Annotated in this window: 28 protein-coding genes; 8 read left to right on the forward strand and 20 right to left on the reverse strand. The window is 61.7% G+C overall.

Annotated features, from left to right (window positions below; genetic code table 11):
- Nucleotides 1-23: 23 nt before the first annotated feature.
- Nucleotides 24-920, reverse strand: a complete 897-nt coding sequence (locus X751_RS141630) for an NAD(P)/FAD-dependent oxidoreductase (protein ID WP_023745682.1) — start codon at nt 918-920, stop codon at nt 24-26.
- Between the two features lie 129 nt (nt 921-1,049).
- Here X751_RS141630 and X751_RS141625 point away from each other — a divergent pair, with 129 nt between their 5' ends.
- The 3 genes from X751_RS141625 (at nt 1,050) to X751_RS141615 (ending at nt 3,952) form a co-directional block, all read left to right on the forward strand.
- Complete coding sequence (locus X751_RS141625) at nt 1,050-1,679, forward strand: TetR/AcrR family transcriptional regulator (protein WP_023745683.1); 630 nt, start codon at nt 1,050-1,052, stop codon at nt 1,677-1,679.
- A gap of 538 nt (nt 1,680-2,217) precedes the next feature.
- Nucleotides 2,218-3,393: a zinc-dependent alcohol dehydrogenase gene (locus tag X751_RS141620; RefSeq protein WP_023682758.1), complete on the forward strand. Its 1,176-nt coding sequence runs from the start codon at nt 2,218-2,220 to the stop codon at nt 3,391-3,393.
- Nucleotides 3,394-3,403: 10 nt separating this feature from the next.
- On the forward strand, nt 3,404-3,952 hold the full coding sequence (locus X751_RS141615) for a hypothetical protein (protein ID WP_023740532.1): 549 nt from the start codon (nt 3,404-3,406) through the stop codon (nt 3,950-3,952).
- Nucleotides 3,953-4,207: 255 nt separating this feature from the next.
- On the opposite strand, the gene X751_RS141610 is transcribed toward X751_RS141615, so the two are convergent.
- Nucleotides 4,208-4,432, reverse strand: coding sequence for a hypothetical protein (locus tag X751_RS141610; RefSeq protein ID WP_155922421.1), 225 nt, complete (start codon nt 4,430-4,432; stop codon nt 4,208-4,210).
- A 1,049-nt stretch (nt 4,433-5,481) separates the two neighbouring features.
- Here X751_RS141610 and X751_RS141600 point away from each other — a divergent pair.
- A complete protein-coding gene (locus X751_RS141600) occupies nt 5,482-5,688 on the forward strand; it encodes a hypothetical protein (protein ID WP_023825912.1) in 207 nt (68 codons plus the stop codon).
- Between the two features lie 281 nt (nt 5,689-5,969).
- On the opposite strand, the gene X751_RS141595 is transcribed toward X751_RS141600, so the two are convergent.
- The gene (locus X751_RS141595; RefSeq protein WP_023667769.1) at nt 5,970-6,437 is read right to left on the reverse strand and encodes a hypothetical protein; all 468 of its coding nucleotides are present in this window, start codon (nt 6,435-6,437) and stop codon (nt 5,970-5,972) included.
- Nucleotides 6,438-6,853: 416 nt separating this feature from the next.
- Here X751_RS141595 and X751_RS0133930 point away from each other — a divergent pair, with 416 nt between their 5' ends.
- Entirely contained in the window at nt 6,854-7,453 is a 600-nt protein-coding gene (locus X751_RS0133930) for an EF-hand domain-containing protein (RefSeq protein WP_031203868.1), read from the forward strand.
- 199 nt (nt 7,454-7,652) lie between these two features.
- Here the strand turns inward: X751_RS0133930 and X751_RS0133935 are convergent, their stop codons facing one another.
- Nucleotides 7,653-7,817 carry a hypothetical protein gene (locus X751_RS0133935; RefSeq protein WP_023667766.1) on the reverse strand — a complete coding sequence of 55 codons (165 nt, stop codon included), beginning with the start codon at nt 7,815-7,817 and terminating at the stop codon, nt 7,653-7,655.
- Nucleotides 7,818-8,823: 1,006 nt separating this feature from the next.
- Here X751_RS0133935 and X751_RS141590 point away from each other — a divergent pair.
- Together X751_RS141590 and X751_RS141585 are read left to right on the forward strand one after the other, a co-directional pair.
- Nucleotides 8,824-9,483, forward strand: a complete 660-nt coding sequence (locus X751_RS141590; RefSeq protein WP_031247206.1) for a L,D-transpeptidase — start codon at nt 8,824-8,826, stop codon at nt 9,481-9,483.
- A 10-nt stretch (nt 9,484-9,493) separates the two neighbouring features.
- Nucleotides 9,494-10,006, forward strand: coding sequence for an OmpA family protein (locus X751_RS141585; RefSeq protein WP_023682765.1), 513 nt, complete (start codon nt 9,494-9,496; stop codon nt 10,004-10,006).
- 305 nt (nt 10,007-10,311) lie between these two features.
- Here X751_RS141585 and X751_RS141580 read toward each other — a convergent pair whose 3' ends face one another.
- The 10 genes from X751_RS141580 to X751_RS141540 form a co-directional block, all read right to left on the reverse strand.
- Nucleotides 10,312-11,181, reverse strand: coding sequence for an SDR family oxidoreductase (locus X751_RS141580; RefSeq protein WP_023682766.1), 870 nt, complete (start codon nt 11,179-11,181; stop codon nt 10,312-10,314).
- A gap of 1 nt (nt 11,182) precedes the next feature.
- A complete protein-coding gene (locus tag X751_RS141575; protein WP_245263072.1) occupies nt 11,183-11,347 on the reverse strand; it encodes a hypothetical protein in 165 nt (54 codons plus the stop codon).
- 56 nt (nt 11,348-11,403) lie between these two features.
- The gene (locus X751_RS141570) at nt 11,404-13,170 is read right to left on the reverse strand and encodes a thiamine pyrophosphate-dependent enzyme (RefSeq protein ID WP_023682768.1); all 1,767 of its coding nucleotides are present in this window, start codon (nt 13,168-13,170) and stop codon (nt 11,404-11,406) included.
- Nucleotides 13,171-13,180: 10 nt separating this feature from the next.
- Nucleotides 13,181-13,324, reverse strand: coding sequence for a hypothetical protein (locus X751_RS1000000167560; protein ID WP_023682769.1), 144 nt, complete (start codon nt 13,322-13,324; stop codon nt 13,181-13,183).
- Nucleotides 13,325-13,424: 100 nt separating this feature from the next.
- Nucleotides 13,425-13,649, reverse strand: a complete 225-nt coding sequence (locus tag X751_RS1000000167565) for a hypothetical protein (protein ID WP_023667759.1) — start codon at nt 13,647-13,649, stop codon at nt 13,425-13,427.
- 175 nt (nt 13,650-13,824) lie between these two features.
- Entirely contained in the window at nt 13,825-14,070 is a 246-nt protein-coding gene (locus X751_RS141560) for a hypothetical protein (protein ID WP_023682770.1), read from the reverse strand.
- Nucleotides 14,071-14,083: 13 nt separating this feature from the next.
- On the reverse strand, nt 14,084-14,299 hold the full coding sequence (locus X751_RS141555) for a hypothetical protein (protein WP_023667757.1): 216 nt from the start codon (nt 14,297-14,299) through the stop codon (nt 14,084-14,086).
- A gap of 193 nt (nt 14,300-14,492) precedes the next feature.
- Nucleotides 14,493-15,620 carry an FAD-binding oxidoreductase gene (locus X751_RS141550; protein ID WP_023682771.1) on the reverse strand — a complete coding sequence of 376 codons (1,128 nt, stop codon included), beginning with the start codon at nt 15,618-15,620 and terminating at the stop codon, nt 14,493-14,495.
- Nucleotides 15,621-15,680: 60 nt separating this feature from the next.
- Nucleotides 15,681-17,222, reverse strand: coding sequence for an amino acid ABC transporter permease/ATP-binding protein (locus X751_RS1000000168500; protein WP_023667755.1), 1,542 nt, complete (start codon nt 17,220-17,222; stop codon nt 15,681-15,683).
- Nucleotides 17,223-17,316: 94 nt separating this feature from the next.
- Nucleotides 17,317-18,159, reverse strand: coding sequence for an ABC transporter substrate-binding protein (locus X751_RS141540; RefSeq protein WP_023804463.1), 843 nt, complete (start codon nt 18,157-18,159; stop codon nt 17,317-17,319).
- Between the two features lie 212 nt (nt 18,160-18,371).
- Between X751_RS141540 and X751_RS141535 the strand changes: the two genes are divergently transcribed.
- Nucleotides 18,372-19,466, forward strand: coding sequence for a LacI family DNA-binding transcriptional regulator (locus X751_RS141535; protein ID WP_023745688.1), 1,095 nt, complete (start codon nt 18,372-18,374; stop codon nt 19,464-19,466).
- A 177-nt stretch (nt 19,467-19,643) separates the two neighbouring features.
- On the opposite strand, the gene X751_RS141530 is transcribed toward X751_RS141535, so the two are convergent.
- Genes X751_RS141530 through X751_RS141505 form a run of 6 tightly spaced genes read right to left on the reverse strand, consistent with a single transcriptional unit; the run spans nt 19,644 to nt 25,945 of the window.
- Nucleotides 19,644-21,062: an FAD-binding oxidoreductase gene (locus tag X751_RS141530; protein ID WP_031247207.1), complete on the reverse strand. Its 1,419-nt coding sequence runs from the start codon at nt 21,060-21,062 to the stop codon at nt 19,644-19,646.
- Entirely contained in the window at nt 21,059-21,922 is an 864-nt protein-coding gene (locus X751_RS141525; RefSeq protein WP_023745690.1) for a PfkB family carbohydrate kinase, read from the reverse strand. The genes X751_RS141530 and X751_RS141525 overlap by 4 nt, the downstream gene beginning before the upstream one ends.
- Complete coding sequence (locus X751_RS141520; RefSeq protein ID WP_023745691.1) at nt 21,919-22,773, reverse strand: sugar phosphate isomerase/epimerase family protein; 855 nt, start codon at nt 22,771-22,773, stop codon at nt 21,919-21,921. The genes X751_RS141525 and X751_RS141520 overlap by 4 nt, the downstream gene beginning before the upstream one ends.
- Nucleotides 22,774-22,794: 21 nt before the next feature.
- Nucleotides 22,795-23,655 carry a carbohydrate ABC transporter permease gene (locus X751_RS141515; protein ID WP_023714949.1) on the reverse strand — a complete coding sequence of 287 codons (861 nt, stop codon included), beginning with the start codon at nt 23,653-23,655 and terminating at the stop codon, nt 22,795-22,797.
- Nucleotides 23,652-24,611: a sugar ABC transporter permease gene (locus X751_RS141510; protein WP_023745692.1), complete on the reverse strand. Its 960-nt coding sequence runs from the start codon at nt 24,609-24,611 to the stop codon at nt 23,652-23,654. Before X751_RS141510 ends, X751_RS141515 begins: the two co-directional genes overlap by 4 nt.
- Nucleotides 24,612-24,622: 11 nt before the next feature.
- A complete protein-coding gene (locus X751_RS141505; protein ID WP_023686870.1) occupies nt 24,623-25,945 on the reverse strand; it encodes an extracellular solute-binding protein in 1,323 nt (440 codons plus the stop codon).
- Nucleotides 25,946-25,962 lie beyond the last annotated feature (17 nt).

Consider the following 25,962-nt stretch of genomic DNA (forward strand, 5'->3'; position numbering starts at 1 on the left):
CCCGGAGAAGGGAATCTGCGCTCTCAAACCAGCATCGACTGCTGGGCGGAGATCCCAGCCGTCGCGCCGTGCGATATTGCCAGGGTGACCGATGGCGGCGTGAGGGGGTTGGCGAGGTCGCCCGCGGCGTAGATGCCGGGCATGCTGGTTTCGCGGCGCTCGTCGACCTTGAGGATTACGCCGAGGGGCGTATCGACCGTGGCGAGGCCCAGTGATTCGTGCAGGCTTGCGGACGGCTTGTTGCGCGGATGCGCGAACAGGATGTCGACCGCGACATTGGGGCCGGTATCGAGCTTGACGGTGGCGTTATGCCCCCCGTGATGGGCGATCTCGCTGATCCGGCCGTCGACGACAGGTATGTTGCGGCGCGCCAGACCGGCCCGGATATCGGGCGGAATGTCGTGACCATCAGCGAAGACCGTCAACCTGTCGGTCCAATCGTGGAACAGCCTGACCTGACTCATCGACTGTGGGCCGGACCAGACGAGGCCCCAATGCTGGCCGGCGACTTCAAAGCCGTCGCAATAGGGGCAGGGCACGATGGACGTGCCCCAACCTTCGGCAAAGCCCGGAACATCAGGCATCTGGTCGGCGACGCCATAGCTCAGGATCAGGCGGCGCGCGCCGAGGCTTCCGCCATCGCCAGTGAGGACGGAGAAATCGTCGATGGCCCCGGAGAGGCTGTCGGCCCGGGCATTGACCAGCTTGATCGTGGGATAGCGCGCCAGCTGCCGCCGCGCCTCGGCCAGGATGTCCAGCGGTGGCTTGTGATCGTGGCCGAGCAGGCCATGCGAGTGGCCGGCGAAGCGGTTGCGCGGCAGGCCGGTATCGAGAACGGTGACCTTACGGCGGGCACGGCCGAGTTGCAGGGCGCCGGCGAGACCGGCAAAGCTGCCGCCGATGATGATGACGTTATCCATGATGGGCTCCGTGTTGTGGATGAGGGGCTGGTTGGACCTGGTTGAAACCTACCCATCGGCTTGCGCATTTCAGAAACTACATGGTATCGTAATCCGATAATTAGGATACTGTCAAGGACTGGAATTGTCGTGACCGAAAATAGCCAGGGCCGGCGCGGCCGGCCCGCCAACGAGGCGCTTGGCCAAACGATACTCGACGCTGCGTCCGAACTCTTTGTGGAATTGGGTTTTCAAGCGACCACATTGGACAAGGTCGCCCAGCGGGCGAAGATATCCAAACTCAGCATCTATCGGCACTTCGAGAACAAGGAGGCGCTGTTCAGCGCGGCCATCGCGTCCGGCTGCCATCAGTTGTTTGCACCACAGGCCCTTCTTGAAGGCGTCGGCGGTTCGGTCGAAGATCAGCTCATGGCGGTGGGATCATCCCTGCTTCGGACGCTGTTGAGATCAGACGTCCGCAGTGTCGAAGCCATGGTCATGGCCGACCAGACGAATCCAAGGTCGTTAAGCAAGCTCTATTTCGAAGCCGGCCCCGCCCATGTCATCGCCCAAATCGAGGTCCTGTTGCGTCAGTTGCACGCGAAGGCGGTTCTGAACGTGCCCGATCCTCTCCGGTCCGCCCGCTTGTTTGCCGCGCTTTTCAAAGGATCCGATCTTTTGATTATCGCACGCTTCGATGAGGCGAGAGCGGCGGACGACAACGAAATCGAATCCTATTGCCGGTCGGCCGTCGCCATGTTCATGGCTGCGCACGGCTAGCAGTCTGCCCTGCCCGCTAATCGTTGTATTTCTGCGAAATACTCCGCTAGAGCCGCCGTCGCGATGGCGCCCATCCACCTCGTGTCGATCGCGTCGGGGTCGGACTGCGCGCCCGCCGGTGATCGGCATCTCCTACCTGCTCCGGTCACACAGCGCTGACCCTTGAGCGCCTCGGCCGACCTGTGAGGGAGAGGAAGAGAATGCCGGTTATGGCCGCGAGAATCGAGCAGATGAGGTGTCGATCGCCGCGAAGGGACACCTGCGGACGGACCTTCTTTGGTACACTTGAGTACGTCCATTCGTGGGTGGGGCTCCAGCGGTTCGTGCCCCGACGCGCCCGCGAAGGCCGCTGGTGCCCGCGACAGATCCTTCCAAGGTGCGGGTCTGGAATGGCCCAAAAATTCTCTCGAGCTCCCGGAACATCGGTCCGCCCCTGTGGTTCGACAAGCAGCGGCACAGTCGATCCAACCAGGCATCGGCCCGCTTAGGACAGGCGCGAGGTCCCTACCCACAGATCTTGCGAAAATAGGAGCAAGCTATGCGAGCGTTGGTCTGGCACGGCAAGGAAGACATACGCTGCGATCAGGTTTCGGACCCGGAAATTGAGGATGAACGTGACGCGATCATCAAGGTGACGAGTTGTGCCATATGCGGCTCCGACCTTCACCTCTACCACAACTATGTGCCAGCCATGCTGCCTGGCGACATCATGGGCCACGAGATGATGGGAGAGGTCGTTGAGGTCGGCAAGGGCGTCAACGGCGCTCTGAAGGAGGGAGACCGCATCGTCGTGCCGTTCACCATAATCTGCGGTGAGTGCGACCAGTGCAAGCGACAGAACTTTTCGGTTTGCGAACGCACAAACCGCAAGAAGAATCTCGGTGACAAGGTGTTCGGGCACACCACCGCGGGTCTGTTCGGCTACACTCATTTGACCGGCGGCTATCCCGGGGGACAGGCGGAATACATGCGTGTGCCGTTCGCCGATGCCACGCACGTAAAGGTGCCCGACAGCCTTACCGACGAGCAGGTCCTCTTCCTCGGCGATATTTTTCCTACCGGATGGCAGGCGGCGGCACAGTGCGACATTGAGCCCACCGATACGGTTGCGGTGTGGGGCTGTGGCCCAGTCGGGCAGATGGCCATACGCAGCGCCCTGCTGCTCGGCGCGAAACAGGTGGTGGCGATCGATTGCCTGCCGGAGCGGCTTTCCATGGCCGCGGCCGGCGGCGCCATCGCCATCAATTTCGCCGAGGAAAGTGTCGTCGAACGACTGCGGGAACTCACCGGCGGAAAGGGCCCGGAGAAGTGCATCGATTGCGTCGGCATGGAAAGCCACGTCTCGCTGGCCCAGCCCGATACCGTCTACGATCGCGCAAAGCAGTTGATGCTGATGGAAAATGATCGACCGCACGTTTTGCGTGAGATGATCTATGTCTGCCGGCCGGCCGGCGTGATCTCGATCCCCGGCGTCTACAGCGGGCTGGTCGACAAGATTCCGATGGGACAGGCAATGAACAAGGGGCTCACCTTCCGAATGGGGCAGACCCATGTCAACCGTTGGACCGAGGATCTGTTGCGCCGCATCGAAGATGGCCAGATCGACCCATCCTTCGTCATCACCCATACCGTGGGGCTCGAGCAGGGACCCGAGATGTACAAGGTGTTTCGCGACAAGCAGGACAGCTGCATCAAGGTTGTACTGAAACCGTAGGGAAATCGTCATGAACGTGATTGCCAAACTTACCAACATCACCCGATCGCCTGGCGATCCCAAAGTGCTGAAGACTGGGCAGAGTGCGGTCGCGGCCTCCGATGGCCTTGCCCGCAAGCTCGGCTGGTTCAGCATCGCGCTTGGCGTCGCCGAGCTGGTTAGCGCCGAGCGGATTGCCGGCGCGCTCGGCATGCGCGGCAAGGAAGACCTGATCCGCGCTTATGGGGCGCGGGAAATCAGCAGCGGCATACTCTCGCTTTCAGTGGACAAGCAGGCCGGGCTTTGGAGCCGGGTGGCCGGCGACGGCCTGGATATCGCGACATTGCTGACAGCGTATCGGCATGGCAACCCAAAGCGCGATAATGTGGGCCTTGCGCTTGCGATGGTCGCCGGCATCACATTGCTCGACATCATCGGTGCGAAAAGCGTGACCGCGCGCCACTCTCGGAGCGGGACCAAGCCACGCGATTACAGCGATCGAAGCGGCTTTCCCGGAGGCACTGCCGCAGCCCGCGACCGTGCCCGCTCGCAGCGCAGCCAGGAGGCCGGCACAGCCTGATAGAGATTTCCGAACCCTGGCGCCATGCGACCTGGACAGGTGGCATCTCGTCAGGCCCTAACGCCAGAGGTGGTAGCTCTCGGCGAGCCGAGTTTGCTGGAACAGAGTGGACCGTCGCGCGGCCGTTCTCGCCGTCTCCTGGGTCACCGCCGCGCATGGGTTTTGTGGCCGGTGCGTTAAAGGCACGAAGCAAGCAGCGATCCGACCGGCGTCGAGCCTTCCATGTCTCTTGCCTTGGCAAGGTTCCGGCGATCCTCAGGCCGAGCCGCGTTCGGGAAGCTCGGTCTCTTCCGCCACCCCTTTCCGCAGGTCTCGGCGCAAGCGTTCCGCTTCGTCGGAATTATTATCGTCGTCTGTCCGCTCGAGTTCGCGATCGATTGTCTCGCGCGACCCCTCTGCCGGATCCTGTTGCGGAGATGTGTTCGGGCCGGTTTCGATCTTGCCGTCGCCGGGAACGGTGCGGTCGCGAGACTTCGTCATCTTCAGCTTCCCTTTCATCTGTCATCTGCCTCGGCATGTCCGATGGCATGAATTTTGGCCGCTTCCCTGCCGAACCGGATCGTCGACGCTTTGTTCCGGGAAAGCCCCCGCAGGTTCGTGCTGGTCGGCCCCGGGGCATTGGTCGATGCCCTTGCCGGGAAGCATCCTATGCCAACGAGGTCGGCGGCAGCCTCATCGATGTCGTTATCAACATGTGGGCTGTGAAGGCGTTTTCGGCCCGGACACGCGAGCACGCCAGGCTCGCGGCGAGTTTTCGAACCGAAGCAGATGCGCAGCGTAACAACTGGATGTATACGGAAAAGGCTGCCTCATCCACGACATCGCGCTTTCGGTAATGGCCGGCGGCATGCTCGCCTGGGCGGTCCGGCAGCTGGTAGCGAACTGGTCGTAGGCCTTTGCAAAGCCGCGTCGATGAAGCGGGTGCGGTAGCGCTGGTCGGTGTAGCGTCGAGGCATCTGTCAATCGGAGACAAGCGCGACCGCTTTTGGGACCTCACTGTTTTTTCCACCGGGACTCGACATCTCACTATCATAGTTGATTGTGGCTGCCGGTGACCCTGCGTAATGGATAGCCATTCCAACTCTCCAACAGGAAAACGGTATGTTGTATCCGGGTCGGTTTTTGGGGCCAAGCGACATTGAGATGCTCGCCCAGGTTTGTCACACGGTCTGCAAAGAGCGCGCCCTACCTCTTGCTTCGCAGAACGGAGAGCGCATAGCTGCGCACATACTCAGGCTGTTTATGAACGGCTTGATTGGGCAGAATGAACTGCTTGATGCTGAGAGGAACTGGGCTCGTCGGCCTGACCGTTCGGTCCAGCAGACGATGTCAACTACGCGCACATAAGAGGCCGCGTGACCCAGTCTTGGTAGTCGGAAAGCCGCCAAGGCCAGTTGGGAACAAACCTGACATTTAAGCGTTTGTAGAGCCCTTCCACCGGGCAACTCACCGAAATGCTTCTTGCCGTGCATGATGGAATATCGACGGCCGTTTTGGCGGGCAGGAGCGCCAATGCGGAGATAGTAGGCGTGGTCGACCTCACCAACAAAGCTGAGGTCGACATCGGCATCACCAGCTTGGGAAGAGCCATCCAGTTCGTGGCCAACGCCTCGGTGCTTGGATACGACATTCGCGGCGCCATGGTCTTCTATGGCGCGCCCGGTACCCCGAGCCTAAGGGCGAGAGAGTGCGAGCGCTTGTGGGCGCAGTTTGGCGGCGCGCTTCTACAGCCGTAGCTCTATCAGGACGTTCGCCCCGCCCGTTCTTGGTATGAACGCGTACGGAACTGAGGCGCTACCCAGCCGCAGCGGGAATGGCTCAGTGGTAGCTCTAGCTGGCGACCGCACTAAGCAGCTTTTCGGTGATGGGCTTTGAGCGGCTGAGCCAGCGTGAGAACGTTCGGCCGCATATCTGCCGGTGCCTGCTTTCATGTGACTGGGCGGGGCTATTGGGGAGCCGTGTTGACCACTGGGCCCTTAGCCGAGGGAAGCACTACGGCAACCTCGCCTTTTGCTGGCTAACATCCTTCCGCTCTCAGGGACCGGACCATGCGCACAACAACAGGGTCATACGGTTTCTTTTCGGATTTCCGATAATTCATTGTGAAAAGCGCGGCACGCTGGTTGCAGACCATAATTGCACGGACGTAGCGAATCTCGCCATTCTTGACCCCGGAGTAGCTGGCCCATTTCGGGGCTAGGCGCCGATAGGTCAGTCGCCAACCGGCCTTTTCGTCCTCGATCATGCGATGTTCAATCTCGGCGCGAAAACTTGCTTTGCCCAGTCGCGCGCCCCAAACGACCAGAAACGCGTCTCTTGGGCCCTGAAAAGCCGCGCCCTGCTCCGAATTCTGGGTCAGGACGAAATTCGGAGGAATATCGAAACTAAAGCCAAGCTGTCGGACGCCGAAGGGCTGCCACGCCTCGGCCTGAAGCAACGTGGTCCAAAAGAGAAAAACTGTAAGTCCCAGCAGGAGGCGTCGCATTGCTCTGATTTAGCGCTGGCTAACATGGTGTCCAGACGGACAGAGGTCCGTGACATAAAAAATATGCATCATGGCCGCGCAGCATATGGACGCGGGATTCGCGATTGACGGCGTGCGGTCGAAACGGCTTCCGTCCCACGAAAGGAGAGGACGCAGAGGGAATTGGTGCGTCGGTATGATCGACTGGCAGAAAATTGGCGAGGCCGAATGTCCAACGTTCATTGCCCGCCAAAATGGGCGCCGGCTTCCTCTTGTGCCTAGGGAAGAAGAGCCGAAATTATTCCCTGACGAAGACCCTGATCTACCTCAGACGGGGGGCATGCCCTGTAACTTCGCCGTGACCTGATCCCCTTCGGGGAACAATCAGATCGAGCTCCAGTTTGGCCTTCCAAGCGAAGGCACTGATGGAGCATGCCATGAGATTTCCACACAGCACGACGGCCGCGGCCGCCGTTTTCATTGCCCTGACCTCCCCCGCGCTGGCCCAGTCAAGCGGAACACCATCACCCTCGACACCTGCACCCGCTCCGGCAACCGAACCGCCGGCCGCCGGACAGTTGCCGGATGCGACCGGACAAGCGGATGGACCAACACGCGAAATGATCCGCCAGATGGTTGAGCAAGCTGTCCGTGAGCGACTGCAGCAGGATCGCGGTTCCGAAGAGGGTTTCCGCGAGGAAGATAGTCGCAGCTATCAAGGCGATCGCAACGAGGATGCTGACCGCCACGATGAAGATGGCGACCGTTGGCAGAACCACGGTGACCGCGATCGTGGACACAGAATGGCTGGACGCTGGCATCATCAGATGATGCGCGGTGCCGGCATGCGACTGATGTTCGGGCTGTTGGACACCGATGGCGACGGATCGGTGTCCGAGGACGAGGTTCAACGCGCGGTGGGCAGGATGTTCAGTAGCATTGACGAGAATGGTGATGGCAAGATCGATGTGAACGAGATCCAGTCCTTCATGCATGGCTCCAGCATGCATGGCACTGATAGCGAGGACACGCCGTAGCTGTCTTCAAAGGGAATGCCCTCCCTCGGACAAAGCGGGCGCGTGGCGGCCGATCCCGAAGCGGTGTCTCTTGGCTGTTAGCCGCCCGGCCAGCACCCTTTAGGCTTGAGCTATTCCCGCAGTCCCGCGAGACGCCAGCCGTGACAAAAAAGGCTTCGCATTGCTGATCGAGGAACGATCGAAGCCGACCAACGCAAGGTCACTCGGGCGCCCGGTCTTCCAGCAGAACGAAGGATGCGGCGATCAAGTCGTCGCCATTGATACGTCCTTGGCTGTCCTCCAACATAGTTGCAACCTTGTGGAAGGCCATCATTTCACCCGCGTCAATCTGCGCTTCACGCATCTTGGCTGTGAGATCAGCCACGCGATTTCCTAACGAATGTGATTTTGCAGTCTCGCAATTCGACATGATTAGTCATCCTTTGCCTTGGGGTTTCACGCTGCCGAACGCAATGCTTCAGCGGATGTTCCGAATTTGGCCATCAGTCTTATGGGATAGGACTTGCGTCTGATTGCGGTTGGAAGAAGCCCGAACGGCGGAACACGCAGCCGGACGCCGAATTGGAAACCGACCGTCGATCGAAGTCCCTTGTCGCCGGTTGAGGTCCCGCCATCTTCACTGTCGAGAGGGTGGCGGGATCGCCTTCCGAGGAGCGAGCACATATGAGGTAATAGATATTTCGCAGATGTACTCACGGCCATCCTGCTCGCTTCTTTTGTCTGCGCATGTTCATTCTTCGGGAAACGCCATCTCTCAACGACACGCAAACATCGCGTTGCTACCCACGATTGATGCGATGACAACTGCATCAACAAGCAAAGCCTCTTCGCCTAAGGTGCGGTTGCCGCGGACTTTTCGACTTGAAGGTCGTCCAACGGGTCCCGGTGGTCAGGCGGTGGCGTTCAGCGGGAGCCAGGTAGACTCATCGCGAAAATCCCGCAGCGAGGCTGTCGCAAGTCCTCCTCACCGCGTGCGGATACTGGAATCCGCCTGGCTCGTTGTAACAGGCATGCGAAGATGAGTGTCGGCGCATGGACGCGGAAAAACCCTCCATCGTGAGCCAGCGGGCCTTGTGATGGGATGGCCCGCGCGTGCGGTCAAGGCTGCGCGGGCCGACCATGATGAATGAGGGGACATCTTGGTCACCGGCACGACCGATGAAGAACGAGCCGGGTGTGACAAAACACCCTTGGAGCGAGGATGTTCCCGTCCGCACAAAAAAGCCCGCCGGCGTGAGCCGGCGGGGAATCGCTATTTTGCCGTCAAGCGGACAGACCGCTTGCGGCCCACCCACTGCAGCATTTTTCCACTTTGAGCCGAAATCATTCTCAACTATGGTTCGCCAGGCTTAAGGCATGGGGGATTGCCGATGGTTTTATCACGCAGGGGTGTCGTGCTCGGCGGTCTGGCGCTGGTCGCGGTCGGTGGAACCGGCAATATTGCTCAAGCCGCGGCGGCAAAATCCTTTTTCGCCGGTACCGCAAGCGATAACGATTTCGTCTATCGCAAGACCAACTTCGCCAAGATCGACAAGAGATGGCATCGCCAGATCGTCAAGTATTTCAGCAGCGAGCCGGTCGGCACCGTCGTGGTCGATACCCGCCACCACTTCCTCTACCTCATCATGGAAAACAAGACTGCCATCCGCTACGGCGTCGGCGTCGGCAAGGAAGGCTTCAAATGGTACGGCCGCGCGACGATCGATCGCCGCGCGCTGTGGCCGCAATGGGTCCCGCCCCCCGAAATGCGTGAGCGCAAACCGGACTTACCGCCCATGATCGCAGGCGGCGCGTCCAACAATCCGCTCGGGCCGCGCGCGCTCTATCTGTACCGCGACGGCGCCGACATCGGCTACCGCTTGCATGGCACGCTGGAGCCATGGAGCATCGGCACCGACGCGTCCAGCGGCTGCATCCGCATGTTTCCGGAAGACATCATCGACCTCTACCAGCGGTGCCCGATCGGCACCGCGGTGGAGGTCCTGCCGCACATCGCCGACCAGGCGCCCGCTTCCACCACTTTCGAATGATTGGCGCATCATGAACCGCATGATTGAAAACACGCGCCGGCTGCTCGCAGCCGGCCTGCTGGTTGTGGCCGCATCCTGCTCGACCAGCAACACGCTGGCCCCTTCCACGCCTGACGTCACCAACGCCGAGATTGCCGGCTTCCAGAACGTGCAGCCGGGAAGCGAGGAGGATTTTATCCTCAATGTCGGCCGCCGCACCTATTTCACGAAAGGTTCGGCCGCGCTCGATTCTGTCGCCAAGGCCACCCTCGACACCCAGATCGCCTGGTTGACAAAGCATCCGCACTGGCTGCTCAAGCTGCAGGGTTTCGCCGACGATCCCGGCGCAAGTGAAACGGCGCTGTCACAGCAGCGCGCCGATGCGGTGATGGACTACCTCGCCGCCGGCGGCATAGACCGGAACCGCATGTGGGCCAAGGGCTACGGCAAGGACAGGCTCGTCCGCGACTGCCCCGACTCCGCCTGCAGGTCGCAGAACCGCCGCGTTGTGTCTAATTTGCGCGATGAGAGGGACGAGTCGTAGAGGCTGCTGTTTTGCTGGTCGCCAAATCAGTCTCACAACGCGACGGCGGCATGGCTGCAATGCGCCTATCGGGGACATTCACCCAGCGTTTGCCCCTCCCCGAAAGCTGACGCTCCGGTGAACCCGGAATGAAGTCAGCCTCGCGTCTACCAACCTCCGGTTCAGGGTCTGGTGGGTGGCTTCGGCATGCGCCTCGACCAGTTTGCGGACGTGGCGGTTGTCCGCGATCCTGATCGCGCATGAGCCTCGCCAGATGTCAGTGTGCTACCGAGAGTGGGCGCCGTGGAGCTGGCAGGTACGCTCGCTCAAAGCATCGGCCGTCCACCGGTGACCTCGTAGAGTGCGCCGGTGGTGTAGCTCGATCCTTCCGAGGCAAGCAGCACATAGGTCGCTGCAAGCTCTGCCGGTTGCCCGGGACGCTTGAGCGGTGTGTTCTTCCCGAACTCCTTGACCTTCTCAGAGGGCATTGTCGACGGGATCAGCGGCGTCCAAATCGGCCCGGGAGCGACCGCGTTTACCCGAATGCCGCGTTCAGCTACCAGTCCTGCAAGTCCGGCGGTGAAGTTGGCGATCGCTCCTTTGGTAGTGGCGTAGGCAAGCAGTGCCGGCGAGGGACTGGTCGCGTTGATTGAGGATGTGTTGATGATGGTCGAGCCGGGTTCCATGTGCTTCACTGCTTCCTGGGACAGATAGAACATCGCATAGACATTGGTGCGAAAGGTGAGATCCCATTCCTCCGCGCTGATGTCCTCCAGCTTCTCGAACGACGCCTGGTGGGCTGCATTGTTGACGAGGATGTCCAGGCGCCCGCATTCATCGATAGCTCGCTGCACAAGCGACCGCGCGAAGATTTCGTCCGAGATGTCGCCGGGTGCGAGCACCGCCTTGCGCCCCGCTTCATCGACCAAGCGCGCCGTCTCCTGCGCATCTTCGTCCTCTTCAAGGTACGAGATGATGACGTCGGCGCCTTCGCGTGCAAACGCGATAGCGACCGCCCGGCCGATGCCCGAGTCCGCGCCGGTGATCAGCGCGACGCGGTCCGTCAGCTTACCGCTGCCGCGATAGCTCTCCTCTCCGTGGTCGGGCCGTGGATCCATCTCGTCGGTATAGCCGGGCATGTCCTGCTGCTGTTCGGGAAGCGGCGGCTGAGGATATTTCTGCTGGGCATCCTGCATGTCAGCTCCTTTTTTGGCTGGAGTTGCGGTTGTGTCGATCCGGTTCCGTGATCGGTCCCTTGGCGGCTTTCGAGCCACCTCCCCATTCCTCGGCCTTGCACGCTTGGCCGGCGCCCATGAGGTCCGGCGAACTGCGATTTGCGGTGCCGCTGTCGGTCTTGTTCAACTCGTGCTCCTTCTTCGTCGTCATGGATGCTGGTCCGCTGCTTCTTGTGTGGCTGGTCAGTCTTTCTCGCCGGCGGTAATCATCGACCTCAGCGGCTCTTGCGCCATATTCGCCTCGATTTCCGCGCGTCCGGGGGTATCCGGTAGCGCCTTGCGGAAATTTTTCGCATAATCCGGCGGCATCTTCGGTGGCATCATCGGTTCGTACGGGTCGACCACGGCCTCGATGACCACCGGACCCTCAGCAGCCAGGGCAGAGTCGAGAACGCCTTCCACCTCCTCGGCGCGAGAGACGCTGTAGCCAATGCCGCCCATGGCTTCGGCGGCCATGGCGAAGTCGATGGGCTGGAGTTCGCAGGCGAATTGCGGGTTACCGAGGAACATCATCTGCTCCCAGGCGATCTGATTGAGCATGCCGTTCTTGAGCACGAGCACCTTGAGTGGGACCCGGTACCGAACTGCCGTCGAGAACTCTCCGAGCTGCATCGCGAGACCGCCGTCGCCGACGACCGCGAAGACCGGCCGGCCGGGAAAGGCCAGGCCCGCGGCGATCGCGTAGGGCAGTCCGCATGCCATCGAGGCCAGCGCGCCCGAGACGCCGAAAGCCTGCCCGTCACGCAGTTCGATATGGCGGGCCGCCATCTCGGTGTTCTGGCCGGAATCGGCAACCAGGATCGCCTCATCGGGCAATCGTTTCCCAAATGCGCGTGTGACCACCTGGGGCTTGAGCGAAGTGGCGGCCTTTCGCTCCGACTGCGCCATCATCTCGCGCCAGCGTCGCATGCCCGCCTGCGCATTCTCGAGGAAGCTGCGATCATCCTTGCGCTTCAGGCGCTTGTTCAGCAATCGCAGCGTCACGGCGGCATCGCCGGCAAGGCCGGCCTCAACGGGATAGCGCAGGCCGATGCGCTGCGGGTCGCGCTCGATCTGAACCCCGCGCGCCTGTCCCGGCTTCGGGTAGTATTCGATGTAGGGAAAGGTCGAGCCGACGACGAGCAGCGCGTCACATTCCTCCATGATTTCCTGCGACGGCAGCGTGCCGAGAATTCCGATGCCGCCAGTCGTCAGCGGGTGATCGTCGGGCAAGGCAGCCTTACCGAGCAAGGCCTTTGCGACGGGGGCACCAAGCAGCTCCGCCGTCTCTTCCAACTCGTGCCTGGCACCAAGCGCGCCCCGACCGGCGAGGATCGCGACCTTCGTCGCCCCGTTCAGGATCTCGGCGGCTTTCGCAAGTTGTTCTTCGTCGGGAAGCCTGCTTCCTTCGAACCAACGATCCGGCGTATGCGACGGTTTGTTGCGCTTCGAGCGCTTGGCCTGGTCGAGCGTGTGCTCCTGCACATCGCTGGCGATCGACAGATGCGCAACGCCGCGACGTGCCAGCGCCGACCTGCAGGCGAGACCGGCCAGGCTTTCCATATGCGCCGCGTCGGAGACCTGCGCGTTGAAGACGGCGACATCGCTGAAGACGCGCGTCAAGTCGACATCCTGCTGGGTGAAGGTCTCGATAAGGTCGTGGAACTGCATGCCGGTAATGGCGAGCACCGGCGCTTGGTCGAGCTTGGCATCGTAGAGTCCAGTCAGGAGGTGTGTGCCGCCAGGGCCGGAAGTTGCGAGGCAGACACCGAGCTTGCCTGTCCATTTTGAGTAGGCGCACGCCATGAAGGCCGCGGATTCCTCGTGCCGCACCTGAATGAAGCGGATGCGGTCCTGCCGCTTGCGCAGCGCCTCCATGATGCCATTGATGCCGTCGCCCGGCAGGCCAAAGATGATATCGACGTTCCAGTCGATCAGCGTCTCGATGAGGATGTCCGCGGCGGTCGGCATGTCTCAGTCCTTACCGCGATGCGGATCCCGCCGCCTGGCTGCTCTTGTTCGCGGTCTTGTCAGTCTTACGCTGGTCTTTGTTGCCGCCGCGATTGCTGCCATGCAACTCGTCGGAAGATTGAGCGGTCTTGCCGTCTTCCAAATTAGTGGCCATGCGCAAAGCTCCCTTCATCCGGCCTGCCTAACCAGAAAGTCGGTGAGATGTTCCGTGCCCGAAGGCAAGGCCGCCTACTCAGGTGCCCAAGGGAAACGTGTCAGGTATTACCACTCGATGAGGCGTGTTCGGCAGTCAGCGGCTGAACAGGCGAGGTGCGATCGAACCAGACGAAGGCATCGAACTGTTGCGAGGCCGAGGATTGCACGTAGTGGCCGAGGCTGCCTGATCGCCAAAAGCGCTCGCGGCAGAGCTGGCCGATGTTCAGGTCGCGTCTTCGCAGGTCCCTATAGCCAGAGCGCAACGCCGCCCGGACCGTCCCCATAGGCGAACTCCTCGCACCCCTCGTCGACGAATTTCCCGCGCGGGATTCCGCCTCAGTGACGAAAGGACTCGTTCGTCGCGCACACCGCGGCGGGCGATGTGCGCCTCGACCATGCGGTGCCTGGCGTGCCGGTAGTCTGGCATGGCTCCTCGATAGCTTTAAAAAGACGGCAGGCTTAGTCGTCCTGCCTGCGCTTGTGGTGCTCGCTCTCCTGGTTTTCGCCGCGGATCATCTGGCGATCGTCCTTGTCGGTCAATTCCACGCCCTCGTCGCGTAGATTGGCGCCGTCTTGCCGCGCCTCACGCTCCTGCTTGGATCTCTTCAGCTCATCCTCGGCATTGAAATCGTCGCCGGCATTGCTGGTGTTCTCGCGCTTTTCGATGATGCGCAGCTGCTGCTCGTGGGTCTTCCGGCCGGCCATGGCAAGGTGCCTCCTACTTGTTCGTGCGTCCGGTCTGGTCAGGGTTGATGCCGCCCTGAGGCGTGACGTCGTTCTCGACATCGCCTTCGAACGTATTGTCCCCATCGAGAGCATCGTTCTCGTCGAGCATATCGCCGCCCTTGACCGCGCCCTTCGAGGTGCCGATTCCCGGGTTGTCTCGCAGATCCTTGTCCGTGGGCTGTTTAGTCTTGGGGTGTTGGTTGGTCATGGAATTTCTCAGCGCTGGTTGAGCTTGGACGAAAGACGGTCCTGGCGCTGTCCAACTTCAACGTGGAGAAAATGTTCCGGAACATATTCGCTGTGTCAGGTTCGGTGCGCGTAAGCGGCCAGGCGGCCGCCGTCTCGGCTAGCGAAACTCCAAGCATGCCACATTACATCCCATTCCGAGGCGAATTGGCGGGCTAAAGTGAAAATCGAGACGGTCGAAAGCTTGCAAGGAGTGGGTGCTCTGTTCCGGTGGCGATCTCGGTTGCAAGCAGTTCGCCGGCAATCAAGCCAAGTGTTGCGCCGCTGTGGCTGAAGGCGACGTAATACCCCTCGATCTCCCGCAACTGGCCGAAGACCGGCTCGCCGTCTCCGGGGATTGGCTTGGGCCCGACACCGTAGCTCTCCAATTCCAATTTCGGATGACCGTCGAGAACATTCGACGCTTCGTCGAGAAGCCCCTGGATGGTCGATGCTTTTACGCGATAAGTCCCGTCCGGATTGACTACCACCTGTTCTTCCGACCAGGCAGAATCGAGCGCGAGGGCGCCATCAGGCGTCGGCCGGATGGCGACACGCGGCGTGTTGAGCACGGCGCGTAGCGGCAAGTCGACTGGCTTGGTCCTGACCAGCAGCGCGATTGGTGTCCCATCGGCAATACGCTGACCGGCCACGGCAACCATTCGCGGCACATCCGCACCGGTCGCCAGAAGCACCGCGTTGGCGGCGAAGCTGACCCCGCTGGTGGTGGTGACGCCGGTGGCGCGGCCGTTGGCGACGGTGACGGTAGCGCTTCCGGCCTCGGTGACCACCTGGCCGCCCCGCTCCACGAATTCCGCGATCAATATTTCGATCAGCGACGGCAGGTCGACCCAGCCCTCACCCGCGTTGAAGATCGCGCCTTGAGGCGTGACAGCGCTTGCGCAGACACCCGGCGTGACCAACCTTATGGCGTCCGCGGACAGATGCTGCGCATCATAGCCGAGACGTTTTTCGTGAGCGAAGACATCGGCGATCTCGTTTGAGGCATCGTCCGCATCCCACGTCAGGCCACCGTCGAAACGCAGCCAGGCGGCATCCGGGCATCGCGCCGACAAACTGCGGTAGCGGTCGATACCGATCATGCGCAGGCGATGATATTCAGCCGAGCGCCTGCGCGCCGAATTGATCCAGGCGAGCGAGCGGCCGGAAGCTCCCTTGGCGAGCGGTCCATCATTGACCAGCACGGTCTCGATGCCGAGCCTTGCAAGATGAACGGCCGAGGAGACGCCAAAAATGCCGCCGCCGACGACAACGACCTTGGAAACCTGATGTGATGCAGCCATGAGATATCTTTCACTGGTGGAGGTTGGTTTGGGCGGCCGTCTTGAAGGGCTCATGCGTGATCAAAGCACTTCGGCAAGGAAGTGCTTCAGACGTGGGCTTTTCGGCGTGTCGAAAATCGCTGCAGGCGTGCCGGCCTCGATGATGCGGCCTTCATCCATGAAGACGACCTGATCGGCGACCTTGCGGGCGAAGCCCATTTCATGTGTCACCACGACCATTGTCATGCCGCGCCGGCCGAGATCCGCCATGAGGTTGAGCACGCCCTTCACCAGTTCGGGATCGAGTGCGCTTGTTACCTCATCGAACAAGATGACCTCCGGGTCCATCGCCAATGCACGAGCGATTGCCACACGCTGCTGCTGGCCACCGGAAAGGCTCCCTGGACGATGGTGTTTGCGGGTCGCAAGCCCGACGTCGGCAAGGCGCGCCTCGGCGATGCGCTCAGCTTCCTGTACAGGGAGCCCCTTTACCTTGGTCAGCGACAGCATGACGTTTTCGAGCGCGGTGTGGTCGGGAAACAGATTGAACTGCTGGAAAACCATCCCGACACGCCGGCGCAGTTTTTCAGGCTTCATCGCCAGGATGCTCGCACCATCGAGCAACACCTCACCGCCCTTGGGCTCGACCAGGCGGTTGAGGCAGCGCAGCAGGGTCGACTTGCCCGAACCTGATGGGCCGATCACGCATGTGACCGTGCCAGGCTTGACTGCCAGGCTGACGCCTTTGAGAACATCGAGGTCGCCATAGGCCATGTCGAGATCGGTGATGGCGAGACTGCCGCCCTTGAAGCGGGGCAGCGCTGAGCGGGCATCAGAGCCGGCCTCCGAAGGTGCACTGCCGGTGGCGCCCTCCAGTTCGCTCACTTCGGCCAGGCCGCTGATGACGAGGCCGGCCTTTTGCTTTCCGACCCGCAGCGAGTTGTCGATGTAGTTGACCACATGGGTCAACGGCACGGTGATGACGAGATAGAACACGCCGGCCAGAAGCAATGGCGAGAGGTTTCCGGTGACCACTGCCTGGTCCTGACCGACACGGAAGATCTCGCGCTCCGAGGCGAGCAGACCGAGGAAGTAGACAAGGCTTGAATCCTTGACGTTGCCGATGAACTGGTTGACGAGGGCCGGCAAGACGCGGCGGATGCCTTGCGGGATCACGATCAGGCGCATGCCTTGGCCGTAGCTCATGCTGAGCGCCCTGCAGGCCTCCATCTGCCCGCGCTCGACGCTCTGGATGCCCGAGCGGAATATTTCGCCGATATAGGCGCCGGCGATCAGGCTCAGCGCAAGAATGCCGAGCGGAAAGGGCGAAGGGCCGAAGATTTCACGGCCGATGCGGGCAAAGCCCTGGCCTATCAGCAGGATGGTGACGATCGCCGGCAGCCCACGGAATATATCCGTGTAGACCCGCGCCGGAATGCGCAGCCAGCGCGATTGCGAGATGCCCATGACCGCCAGGATCATGCCGAGAATGACACCCAGCACCGTCGACGCGGCGGCGAGGATCAAGGTGTTCTTCAATCCGATGGTGATCATGCTGGGCAGCACGTCCGCCATGGCCTGCCAGTCGAGGAAACTGCGCCGCAGGTTTTCGAGCCAGTTCATTCGCCCCCCTTTCGGTTGCGCTATTCACATCGTCCGCATCAAGGACGGCGGCGTAATCCGGCCGCCGGCATGAGAGCCAGCGGCCGGGTACGGTCTACTTCTTGGGAAGATACTGGTCGGGCATCGGCGAGCCGGGGAACCACTTTTCATAAAGCGTTTTCCAGGTGCCGTCCTGCATGGCCGCGTGAAGGGCGGTGTTCAGCGCATTGCGGAGCTTGTCGTTGCCCTTGCGCAGGACAAAGCCGGCCGGCGCGTCAAAGGAAGGAATATTGACCGCGATCTTCAGGTTCGGATAGCGAACGCCATAGTCCTTGGCGGCCTCGTAATCGAGGAAGTGGGCATCCACGGTTCCGTTGTTAAGCGCCGAAACGGCGGAGTTGTTGTCGGGGAATTTGACGAGATCGGTTCCGACAAAATTCTTCGCCGCGTAGATTTCCTGGAGCGTGCCTTGTACGACGCCGAGACGTTTGCCCTTGAGCTCGTCCGCCGACGTGATCGCCTTGTCGGCAGTAAGCACGGACAGATAGCCTGCGATATACCCGTCGGAAAAGTCGACGGTCTTCTTGCGTGCTTCCGTCGTGCCGATTGCCGCGACCGCGACATCGAAACGCTCGTTTGCAACCGAAGGCATCAGCGCCGAGAATTCCTGGCCGGTGAAGATCACCTGGTCGGGCTTGAAGCCAAGGCGGCTCGCGACGTTGCGGAACAATTCGATGTCGAAGCCGGTGAACGACCCATCGGCCTGGGTGAAAGCGTAGGGTTTGGCATCGCCCATGGTTCCGACGCTGATGACCTTCGCATCAATGAGGCCATAGGGATTGTCATCCGCGGCGGCCGCTCCTGAAACCAGCCCGGCGCCGACGCACATCGCCATAAGAGCCATTGCGCCGGTTCTGACCGGGCACATCAACGACTTGAGAATTTCTTTCCTGCTCATGTCTTTCTCCACTCTGAAGGTCTGTTCTTCTTGGTATTTCCGTCGAGCCGCCATCTGGCGCGCCGACATGCCCTTGCCGAAATCACGGTCCGTCACGCCTCTCGGCTCCACTCCCTTAAAGAGACCGGTCTCATATTCCGTGAGACCGGTCTCTTTGTTAATCGTTATCGCCACGTTGACCTCCCGTCAACAACTCTTGTAGTCGTCATCCGATGAAAAGAACCGCCCCCAAGACCCCGTCGATAACGGTCAGCGACGTCGCCCGCGCGGCCAATGTTTCGAAAGCGACAGCCGCGCGCGTGCTCGGCGGATACGGCGTCGTCAGCGACATGATCCGCGCGGAAGTCATGGCCGCGGCCAAGGCCTTGGACTATCGTGCGAACGAGCTCGCCCGCAGCATGACGACCGGCCGCTCCGGCATCATCGGCGTGGTTGTCGGCGACATCGAGAACCCGTTCTTCAGCCTCGCGGTACGCGGCATCAGCGACGCGGCAAAGGCAGCCGGGTTCAACGTCATCCTGGCCAATTCCGGCGAGAAGATCGAGGCGGAAAAGGCGGCCGTGAAACTGCTCATCGGCAAGCGCGTCGACGGGCTGATCGTCACGCCGTCGGAATCGCGCGACATCGCGCACCTGCGCGATATCCACCGCTCGGGCCGACCGCTTGCCCTGCTGGATAGGGCGCTGGCAGATCTGGATGTCGATACGGTCACGACCGACGATCGCGGCATCGCCATGCTGGCGACCCGCTTTCTAGCCGATGCCGGCCACCGCAACATCGCCTATGTGACCGCGGTCGACGCCGAAGGGCACGAGTACCGCGATCTCGGGCAGATCTACACCTCGTCGGTCCGTGAGCGCATCGACGGTTTCCTCACCGTGTGCCGAGAGGCCGGACTTGATCGGCCAGAACGCTTTGTTCGCCTTGGCGCGACAAGCCCCACCGAAACGCGCAGGGTTGCCGGCGAGATGCTGTTGGCGCCGGATCGGCCGACGGCGATCCTCGCCTCCGACAGCGTCATTGCGCTGGAGATCTTCAAGGTGACCCGCGAGCGCGGCCTGCGGGTTCCCGACGACATTTCGCTCATCACTTTCCATGATGCGGACTGGACGAGCGTCACCACGCCGCCCATCACCGTTATCGACCAGCCCGTCTACGCGCTTGGCAAGAGCGTCGCGGAATTGCTCATCCGGCGATTGAAGGGAGATTCCCGCCCGGCGGAAAAGCTCGTTTTGCCGACCGCCATCATTGCACGCGGATCCGTTGGCCCGCCCTCGAATGGAAAGCCGCAAGTGCGCCAAGCATAGGTGTGATGGCGATACGGCCCACATGAATACGTTAGAACAAGGTCGACGCACTCCGCTTTAAGAATGTACGTCGATCAACCCAGCAAGCACCCTGATCGCAATGCCGCGTCCACCGTCATCGGGACGGCACGTGCCGGCTCATGGTTTGAAGAGCGTGACGATGAGCCAGATGCCCGGCTACTTCTTGCGCCTGCCTGGCTTCAGTGCCGCCAAAAGATTGGTGATCCTGCCCGCCTTGCGGTTGCGGATCTCGGCCTCGTTCTTGCGGCGCACCGCGGCGCGGACAAGTCTGGCGCCGAGATATCGCAACGGCTCGGGCGGCAGCGACATGCGCCGCTCGATGCCGACCAGACCGCTTTCGCTCCAGCGATCCTTTCGCTCGAGCACCAGGCTCGCCAGAATGCGTCCGGCTATCGGCGTCTGCGCGATGCCGGTGCCGTTAAATCCCATGCCGTAGAAGATATTGGGGTGATCGCGCAGGTGGTCGAAGACAGGAACGTGTTCAGGCACGCAGTCGATCGGCCCCGACCAGTCATATTCGATCGCCACACCGCGCAGCGAGGGGTAGACCCGATGCAGCTCTCGCATATTGTCGCGGCCGTGCTCCGGGCTGCGGTTGAAGCTGGCGCCGAAATTTCCACTGAAGGCGACGTTGCCGCTGCCACGACCGAAGACCACCCTGCCCCCGATGGTGCGCTGGTAGTAGAGCACCTGGGCCTGGGAATCGCAGATCGAGGCACCGTCGCGCCAACCGATGCTGTCGAGCAGTTCGGGAACGGCGGCAGTGGCAATCACCTCGCTGCCGACGACATAAAGATGTCGCCGCAGTTCCGGCAGCGCGGAAAGCCAGGCGTTGGCGGCAAGCACGATTTTGTCAGCCCGTACCGCGCCATGCGCCGTGCGCACCGTGCATGTCATGCCGGGTTCGATGGCGAGGACCGGGCTGCGCTCATGGATGATGACGCCGCGTGCCAGTGCCAGCTTGCGCAATCCGATGGCAAGTTTGGCGGGATGGACCGTGCCGGCAGTGGTCTCGACGACGCCGACATAGGAGGCCGATGAACCGGTGCGGCGTTGAATGTCCTCGGCCGTCAGCGGCCTGAAACGGTTTTCTCCAACAGCTGCCGTCAAGGCCACGGCGGTCTCCCAGGCGCCTTCCTGCGCAATGGAGCTTGCGGTCCACAGCCATCCATCCAGCCTCAGGTCCATGTCTATGGTGCCGTTTTGCTGCAGCGTCTTCAGCTCCGCGATCGATGCCACCGTGTCGGCGCACAGCAGGCGCGCTTCCTCGAGACCGACGACCGCACTGATCTGGTCGATTTCGGCGAACCATGAATGGACCTGACCGCCGTTGCGCCCCGAGGCCCCCGATCCGCACAGATCGGCTTCAAGGATCACCACCCGCGTTTGCGGCGCCAGTTCAAGGATCCGCAGCGCCGTCCACAGACCGGTATAGCCGCCACCGACGATCACCACGTCGGCGCGCTCGTCGCCTCGCAATGGCTCGGTCGCAGGGGCGGCGGCAATGTCCTGCAGCCAAAACGACCGGTCAGATGCAAGCGCGACCGCAGGCTGCCGCAAACGAATTGTAGTCACGCTTGGGCTCCCTGCGCATCGACAATGAAGCTGGCATATTTGGCTGGCAGCCAATCGGGTATCGGACGCGGTCTCTGGGGAAACCCGCCAAGATGGGTGCAGGTCTGCGCCGCCGCGATCGACGCCCTGTGCAATGCCTCCAGGGCGCCGAGGCCGCCGAAATGGAAGCCGGCGAGGAAAGTGGCAATGAAACTGTCGCCGGCGCCACACGTATCCACGACATCGACAAGCGTCGCCGGCGCATGCACGACATTCGTGCCATCGTCGAAGTAGGAGCCGCGTCGACCACAGGTCAAAACCACCTGCCTTGCGCCGGCCGCCCTGAGCGCGCCCAGCGATGGCTCGATGGGAACATCGACATCGTCCGGTCCGGACGCAAACAAAAGCGGGACACCGTCGAGCGGCAGCGCCATATGGGCGGTCGATAGATCGATGCTGAACGGCACATGGTCCGCCACCAATCGTTGAACAAGGTGCTTGTTGGCGTTGGTGCCGAGATGCACCCAGTCGGCCGCGGCGATGACCGCAAAATGCGCGGGCGCCGGCATGTAGTTTTCGCCCACACCGAAGGATTCGTGCAGGAACTTCCGGTCGCCGGATTCATCGCGCAGCAAGGTGACGGCCGTATCGCCGGGACGCCGTTCGACGTCGTCCGGAGATAGGCCGGCACCTTGCAGTTCGGCAAGCACCACGTCGCCTTCGGGATCGTTCCCGACGGCGCCGAAATAGCGCGCGGACCAGCCGTTGCGCCGCCATTGCGCCGCGACATTCAAGGCATTGCCGCCCACCGTCATCAAGTTGTTGGTCAAATAGGCATCAAGGCAATTGTCCCCGACCGCGATAAGCTTCTTCGACCTCATGCCGGCACCGTTGCGCGATCGATATACGGCGCGATGGCGCCAAGGCAGCGTGTCCAGGCTTTTACCGGATCGAGCGCGTAGGAGCCGTTGCCGAACGGCTCGAAGGTGAACTTACCGGCATAGCCGAGGCGCGCGAGTTCGCTGACATAGTGGTCGAGCGGCAGCGTGCCCTCCCCCCACACCAGATGCCCGCCTGGCGTGCCGTCGACCAGATGAACATGCGCCAGCCGCGAGCCGAACAGGTCGACATAGCCGGCCACGGTGTCGCCGGCCGTGGCCATGGCGACAGTGTCGAGCACGACATCGACGTTGCCGGCGCCCACCTCATCCAGCATTTGGCGCAGGCCTGCCGCATTATTGACGAGGTTGCTCTCGAACCGCTGCAACGGCTCGAGCAGGCAGCGCACCCCGTTTGCAGCGGCGCGCCGGGCGATCTCGCCGATCGAACCGACCGCGCGGTCCCATGCCGGTTGCCGGGGTTCGCTCTCGTAGCCCCGGCCGGGCGTCAGGAAGAGATAGCGGGCGCCAAGCGCCGCGCAGATGTCGGCTGCACGCCAAAACCGCTCGATGCTGTCCTGGCGCAGTGCGGCGTCGCCGGAGGCAATGTTGATTGGATACAACACCTGCTCAGGCGTAAAGCACCAGGCCGACAGCTCGTTGTCGGCGAGTACCCGGCGAACGGATTCGACACGTGCGTCCGTGGCGTGGAACAGGTCCAGATGCTGGGCAATCCCCCACAGCTCGATCTCGCGCAGGCCAAAGCCTCGGATCGTCCTGGCGACCTCATCGAAGGGGAAGTGCTGGAAGCTGAAATTGGCTCCGATCAGCTGATGAGCAGCGAGCTGCGGCATGAAGGCTCCTTTCGGGAATTGTTATTTGCCGATGCCTTCGGCCAAGCCACGGATGAAATAGCGTTGCGCGCCAAAGAACACGATCACGATAGGCAGCGCCGAGATCGTCATGGCCGCGAACACCACGGCATAGTTGGTCCCGTGGGTTGCCATGATCGACGTCAGTCCGACCGGCAGCGTCTGCACATCCGAGCCGCTCGTGAAGATCATGGCGAAGAGATATTCGTTCCAGGCGAACAGGACGTGCAGGATGACGCAGGAAATGATGATCGGCCGGCACAGCGGCAAGGTGATGCGCCAGAAGATCTGACCCTCGCTGGCGCCATCCATCGTCGCCGCCTCGTCGATGTCTTCAGGCAGATCCAGCATGTAGGCGCGGATGAGGAAGGTGGTGAACGGCACACGGAACGCCGTGTAGAGAATGATCAGCGCCCAGTAGGTGTTGTAGAGACCGAGCGCCTGCAACATCTTCACCAGTGGAATGATCGCCACGGTGGGGCTCAGCATCAAGCCGCCCAGAACGATGGCAATAACCAGCGGCTTTGCCGACATCTTGGTGCGGGTCAGGCCGAAGGCCGTCCAGGCGCTGATCAGGACGGTGCATATGGCCGAAGCGACGGTCACCAGCACCGAGACTGTCACGTAGCCACGCACGCCCTGGTTCCATGCCTGCATGTAATTGTTCCACGACCAATGGGTGGGCAGGGCGAAGGGATCGCCGAAGATCTGCGCATTGTCCTTGAAGCCGCTCAGCGCCATCCAGATCAGCGGATAGATGACGACGACACCAAGGCAGACCAGGAACGAATAGAGCAATGTCCTGGCGATGACCGACCACACATTCACGTTCCGGCTGCGACCGGCTGCGACCATCGCACTCATAGCCGCACCCGGCGGCGCTTGGTGTACCAGAGCTGTGCCGCACCTGTGAGCATGGTCAACATGAAGATGACGGCGGCGATCGCCGCGCCATAGCCGAAATTGTCCTCGATGAAGGCCTTCTGGTAGAGCCACGTGCCCAGCACCTGGCTGCTGTTGTTGGGCCCGCCTGCGGTCATCACCATAACCTCGTTGAACACCTGGAACGCGCCCGTGATGGTGACGATGATCATCAACCCCGTCATTTCCCGGGTGAGCGGAAAGGTGATGCTCCACAGGCGGCGAAGCGGACCCGCGCCGTCGATCGTTGCGGCATCGTAGAGGTCGCGCGGGATCTTCTGGATGGCGATGGCGAACAGCAGCGTCGAATAGCCAAAACCCTGCCATTGGCTCATGGCGATGATGGCATAGATGGCGGTGTGCTCATTGCCGAGCCAAGGCATGACGAGCTGGCTCAGTCCAACACGGCTGAGCGCGGCATCCAGCAAGCCGATCTGCGGCTGGTAGATGAAATAAAACAGCAGGCCGGTCACCGTGATCGAGATTGCCGACGGCACGAAATAGACGGCGCGCCACAGCCGGCGCCAGCTTTCGCTTTTCAGGTCCTCGATAATGGCCGCCAGCAGGAACGCGCCGAAGACCTGGAAGATGACGGAGATGAGAGCGTAGAGGCAGTTGTTCCACAGCGCCAGCAGCACGACCGGGTCATGCAGCAGCCGGTCGTAGTTGGCGAGGCCGACATTGGTGACCTCGCCGGTGTAGATGTCCTGGTCGGTGGTGCTGACGATGAAATTGTCGACGATCGGATAATAGACGAACCAGCAGATGAGGATGAGCGCGATCGCCGCCCATCGCAACGACAACAGGTTGGCGAAGCAGGCCCGCCGGCTCTTTGGCCGTTGCGGCCTGGCGACGCCGATGTCGGCGCCGCTGTCCACTGTGTCCGAGGCCCTTGCCATGCTCGCCTGCTTTATTTGGCCGCGGATGCGGCTTTGCGCACCTCGTCCATCACTTGCTCGGGCGTCATCGAGCCGCCCGCCAGCGCCTGCAGGCTGGACAGCCAGACGGCGGCGACGCGCGGTGGGTTGGCCGTATCCAGCCAGGGCATGAGGTATGAGGCGGCGTTGATATCCTTGAGGCCATCGACCACAGCCGCGCTCATGTTCGATTCCGAGGCGCCGCCGATGGTGGCGCTCGGCTGGCCATAGGGTGGCGCAGACAAGACCTGCGCATTTTCCTTCGAGGTCACGAACTTCATGAAATCGATCGCCAGCGGGATGTTCTTCGATGCCGCATTGATCATGTAGCCCTCCGGCGCGCCCTCGATCGACTTGGCGTCACCCTTGGCGCCGGCGGGCACCGGCAGCCGGAAGAATCCGAAATCGGCGGGCTTTAACGCCGACTCCGGCGTGGCGGCCTGATCGAACTCGATGATTTCCTGGTAGTACATGGCCGACTGGGCGTTGGTGAAGGCCTGGAGAGCCGAGGCATAGGATGTGCCGTTGACGCCGGCGCCATCGGTGCAGCGCTCGACAAGCTGGCTGAACTGCTTGAGTGCTGCGACATAGCCTGGATCGCTGTATTGGGCGGTGGCCGGATCGAAGTCGCGTTCCAGCGTTGCCTGCGGCACGTTGTAGGCGAGCAGCTGGCCTGCAAAGTGGATCGCCGGCCAAGCCTCCTTGTTGCCGAAGGAGATCGGTGTCACGCCGGATTTGCGGATGGCGTCGCAGCTGGTCAGCAAGTCCTCGAAAGTGGCGGGTGCCTTGAGGCTGAGCTTGGCGAAGATCTGCTTGTTGTAGCCCATGAACTTGGCATCCTGGTAAAGCGGAATGCCATAGAACTTGCCGTTGTACTGGAACGCCTTGACGGCGGCTGGAGACAGCGACTTGCCCCACTCGGTATCGGCAGCAATGACGGGCGTGAGATCAACGGCGCGATTGCCGCGCACGAAATTGCCACCCCAACTGCCTGTCCAGGAGAAATAGATATCGGGCAGCGAGTTGGAAGCGACCAGCGTCTTGGTCTTGCCCTTCACGCTGTCGTCGCTCTCCTGGATAAGTTCGACCTTCACATCCGGATGGAGCTTCTCATAGGCCTGTGCCAGGTTGACGAAATAGGGCGACAGCTGTTGCAGCCCGAACTTGGTCAGGACCGAAAGCGTGCCGGTGTATTCCACCTTGGCGTTTGGGTCGGCCGTGACAGCCGGCGAAGCGGCGGAACTGCCGCTTATCGACAACCCCAATGATGATACCGCGGCCACCGTGACCGCCACGACTTGCAGCGAACGTTTCATGGATAGCTCCTTCAGAG

Source organism: Mesorhizobium sp. LNJC394B00, from assembly GCF_000502555.1.
In the GTDB taxonomy this organism is placed as follows: domain Bacteria; phylum Pseudomonadota; class Alphaproteobacteria; order Rhizobiales; family Rhizobiaceae; genus Mesorhizobium.

Excerpts from the sequence above, each read along its gene's own strand:
- X751_RS141630 (WP_023745682.1), bottom strand. The coding sequence starts at position 920 with ATGGATAACGTCATCATCATCGGCGGCAGCTTTGCCGGTCTCGCCGGC.
- X751_RS141620 (WP_023682758.1), top strand. The coding sequence starts at position 2,218 with ATGCGAGCGTTGGTCTGGCACGGCAAGGAAGACATACGCTGCGATCAG.
- X751_RS141615 (WP_023740532.1), top strand. The coding sequence starts at position 3,404 with ATGAACGTGATTGCCAAACTTACCAACATCACCCGATCGCCTGGCGAT.
- X751_RS141610 (WP_155922421.1), bottom strand. The coding sequence starts at position 4,432 with ATGACGAAGTCTCGCGACCGCACCGTTCCCGGCGACGGCAAGATCGAA.
- X751_RS141595 (WP_023667769.1), bottom strand. The coding sequence starts at position 6,437 with ATGCGACGCCTCCTGCTGGGACTTACAGTTTTTCTCTTTTGGACCACG.
- X751_RS0133930 (WP_031203868.1), top strand. The coding sequence starts at position 6,854 with ATGAGATTTCCACACAGCACGACGGCCGCGGCCGCCGTTTTCATTGCC.
- X751_RS141590 (WP_031247206.1), top strand. The coding sequence starts at position 8,824 with ATGGTTTTATCACGCAGGGGTGTCGTGCTCGGCGGTCTGGCGCTGGTC.
- X751_RS141585 (WP_023682765.1), top strand. The coding sequence starts at position 9,494 with ATGAACCGCATGATTGAAAACACGCGCCGGCTGCTCGCAGCCGGCCTG.
- X751_RS141580 (WP_023682766.1), bottom strand. The coding sequence starts at position 11,181 with ATGCAGGATGCCCAGCAGAAATATCCTCAGCCGCCGCTTCCCGAACAG.
- X751_RS141570 (WP_023682768.1), bottom strand. The coding sequence starts at position 13,170 with ATGCCGACCGCCGCGGACATCCTCATCGAGACGCTGATCGACTGGAAC.
- X751_RS1000000167560 (WP_023682769.1), bottom strand. The coding sequence starts at position 13,324 with ATGGCCACTAATTTGGAAGACGGCAAGACCGCTCAATCTTCCGACGAG.
- X751_RS1000000167565 (WP_023667759.1), bottom strand. The coding sequence starts at position 13,649 with ATGGGGACGGTCCGGGCGGCGTTGCGCTCTGGCTATAGGGACCTGCGA.
- X751_RS141560 (WP_023682770.1), bottom strand. The coding sequence starts at position 14,070 with ATGGCCGGCCGGAAGACCCACGAGCAGCAGCTGCGCATCATCGAAAAG.
- X751_RS141555 (WP_023667757.1), bottom strand. The coding sequence starts at position 14,299 with ATGACCAACCAACACCCCAAGACTAAACAGCCCACGGACAAGGATCTG.
- X751_RS141550 (WP_023682771.1), bottom strand. The coding sequence starts at position 15,620 with ATGGCTGCATCACATCAGGTTTCCAAGGTCGTTGTCGTCGGCGGCGGC.
- X751_RS1000000168500 (WP_023667755.1), bottom strand. The coding sequence starts at position 17,222 with ATGAACTGGCTCGAAAACCTGCGGCGCAGTTTCCTCGACTGGCAGGCC.
- X751_RS141540 (WP_023804463.1), bottom strand. The coding sequence starts at position 18,159 with ATGAGCAGGAAAGAAATTCTCAAGTCGTTGATGTGCCCGGTCAGAACC.
- X751_RS141535 (WP_023745688.1), top strand. The coding sequence starts at position 18,372 with ATGAAAAGAACCGCCCCCAAGACCCCGTCGATAACGGTCAGCGACGTC.
- X751_RS141525 (WP_023745690.1), bottom strand. The coding sequence starts at position 21,922 with ATGAGGTCGAAGAAGCTTATCGCGGTCGGGGACAATTGCCTTGATGCC.
- X751_RS141520 (WP_023745691.1), bottom strand. The coding sequence starts at position 22,773 with ATGCCGCAGCTCGCTGCTCATCAGCTGATCGGAGCCAATTTCAGCTTC.
- X751_RS141515 (WP_023714949.1), bottom strand. The coding sequence starts at position 23,655 with ATGAGTGCGATGGTCGCAGCCGGTCGCAGCCGGAACGTGAATGTGTGG.
- X751_RS141510 (WP_023745692.1), bottom strand. The coding sequence starts at position 24,611 with ATGGCAAGGGCCTCGGACACAGTGGACAGCGGCGCCGACATCGGCGTC.
- X751_RS141505 (WP_023686870.1), bottom strand. The coding sequence starts at position 25,945 with ATGAAACGTTCGCTGCAAGTCGTGGCGGTCACGGTGGCCGCGGTATCA.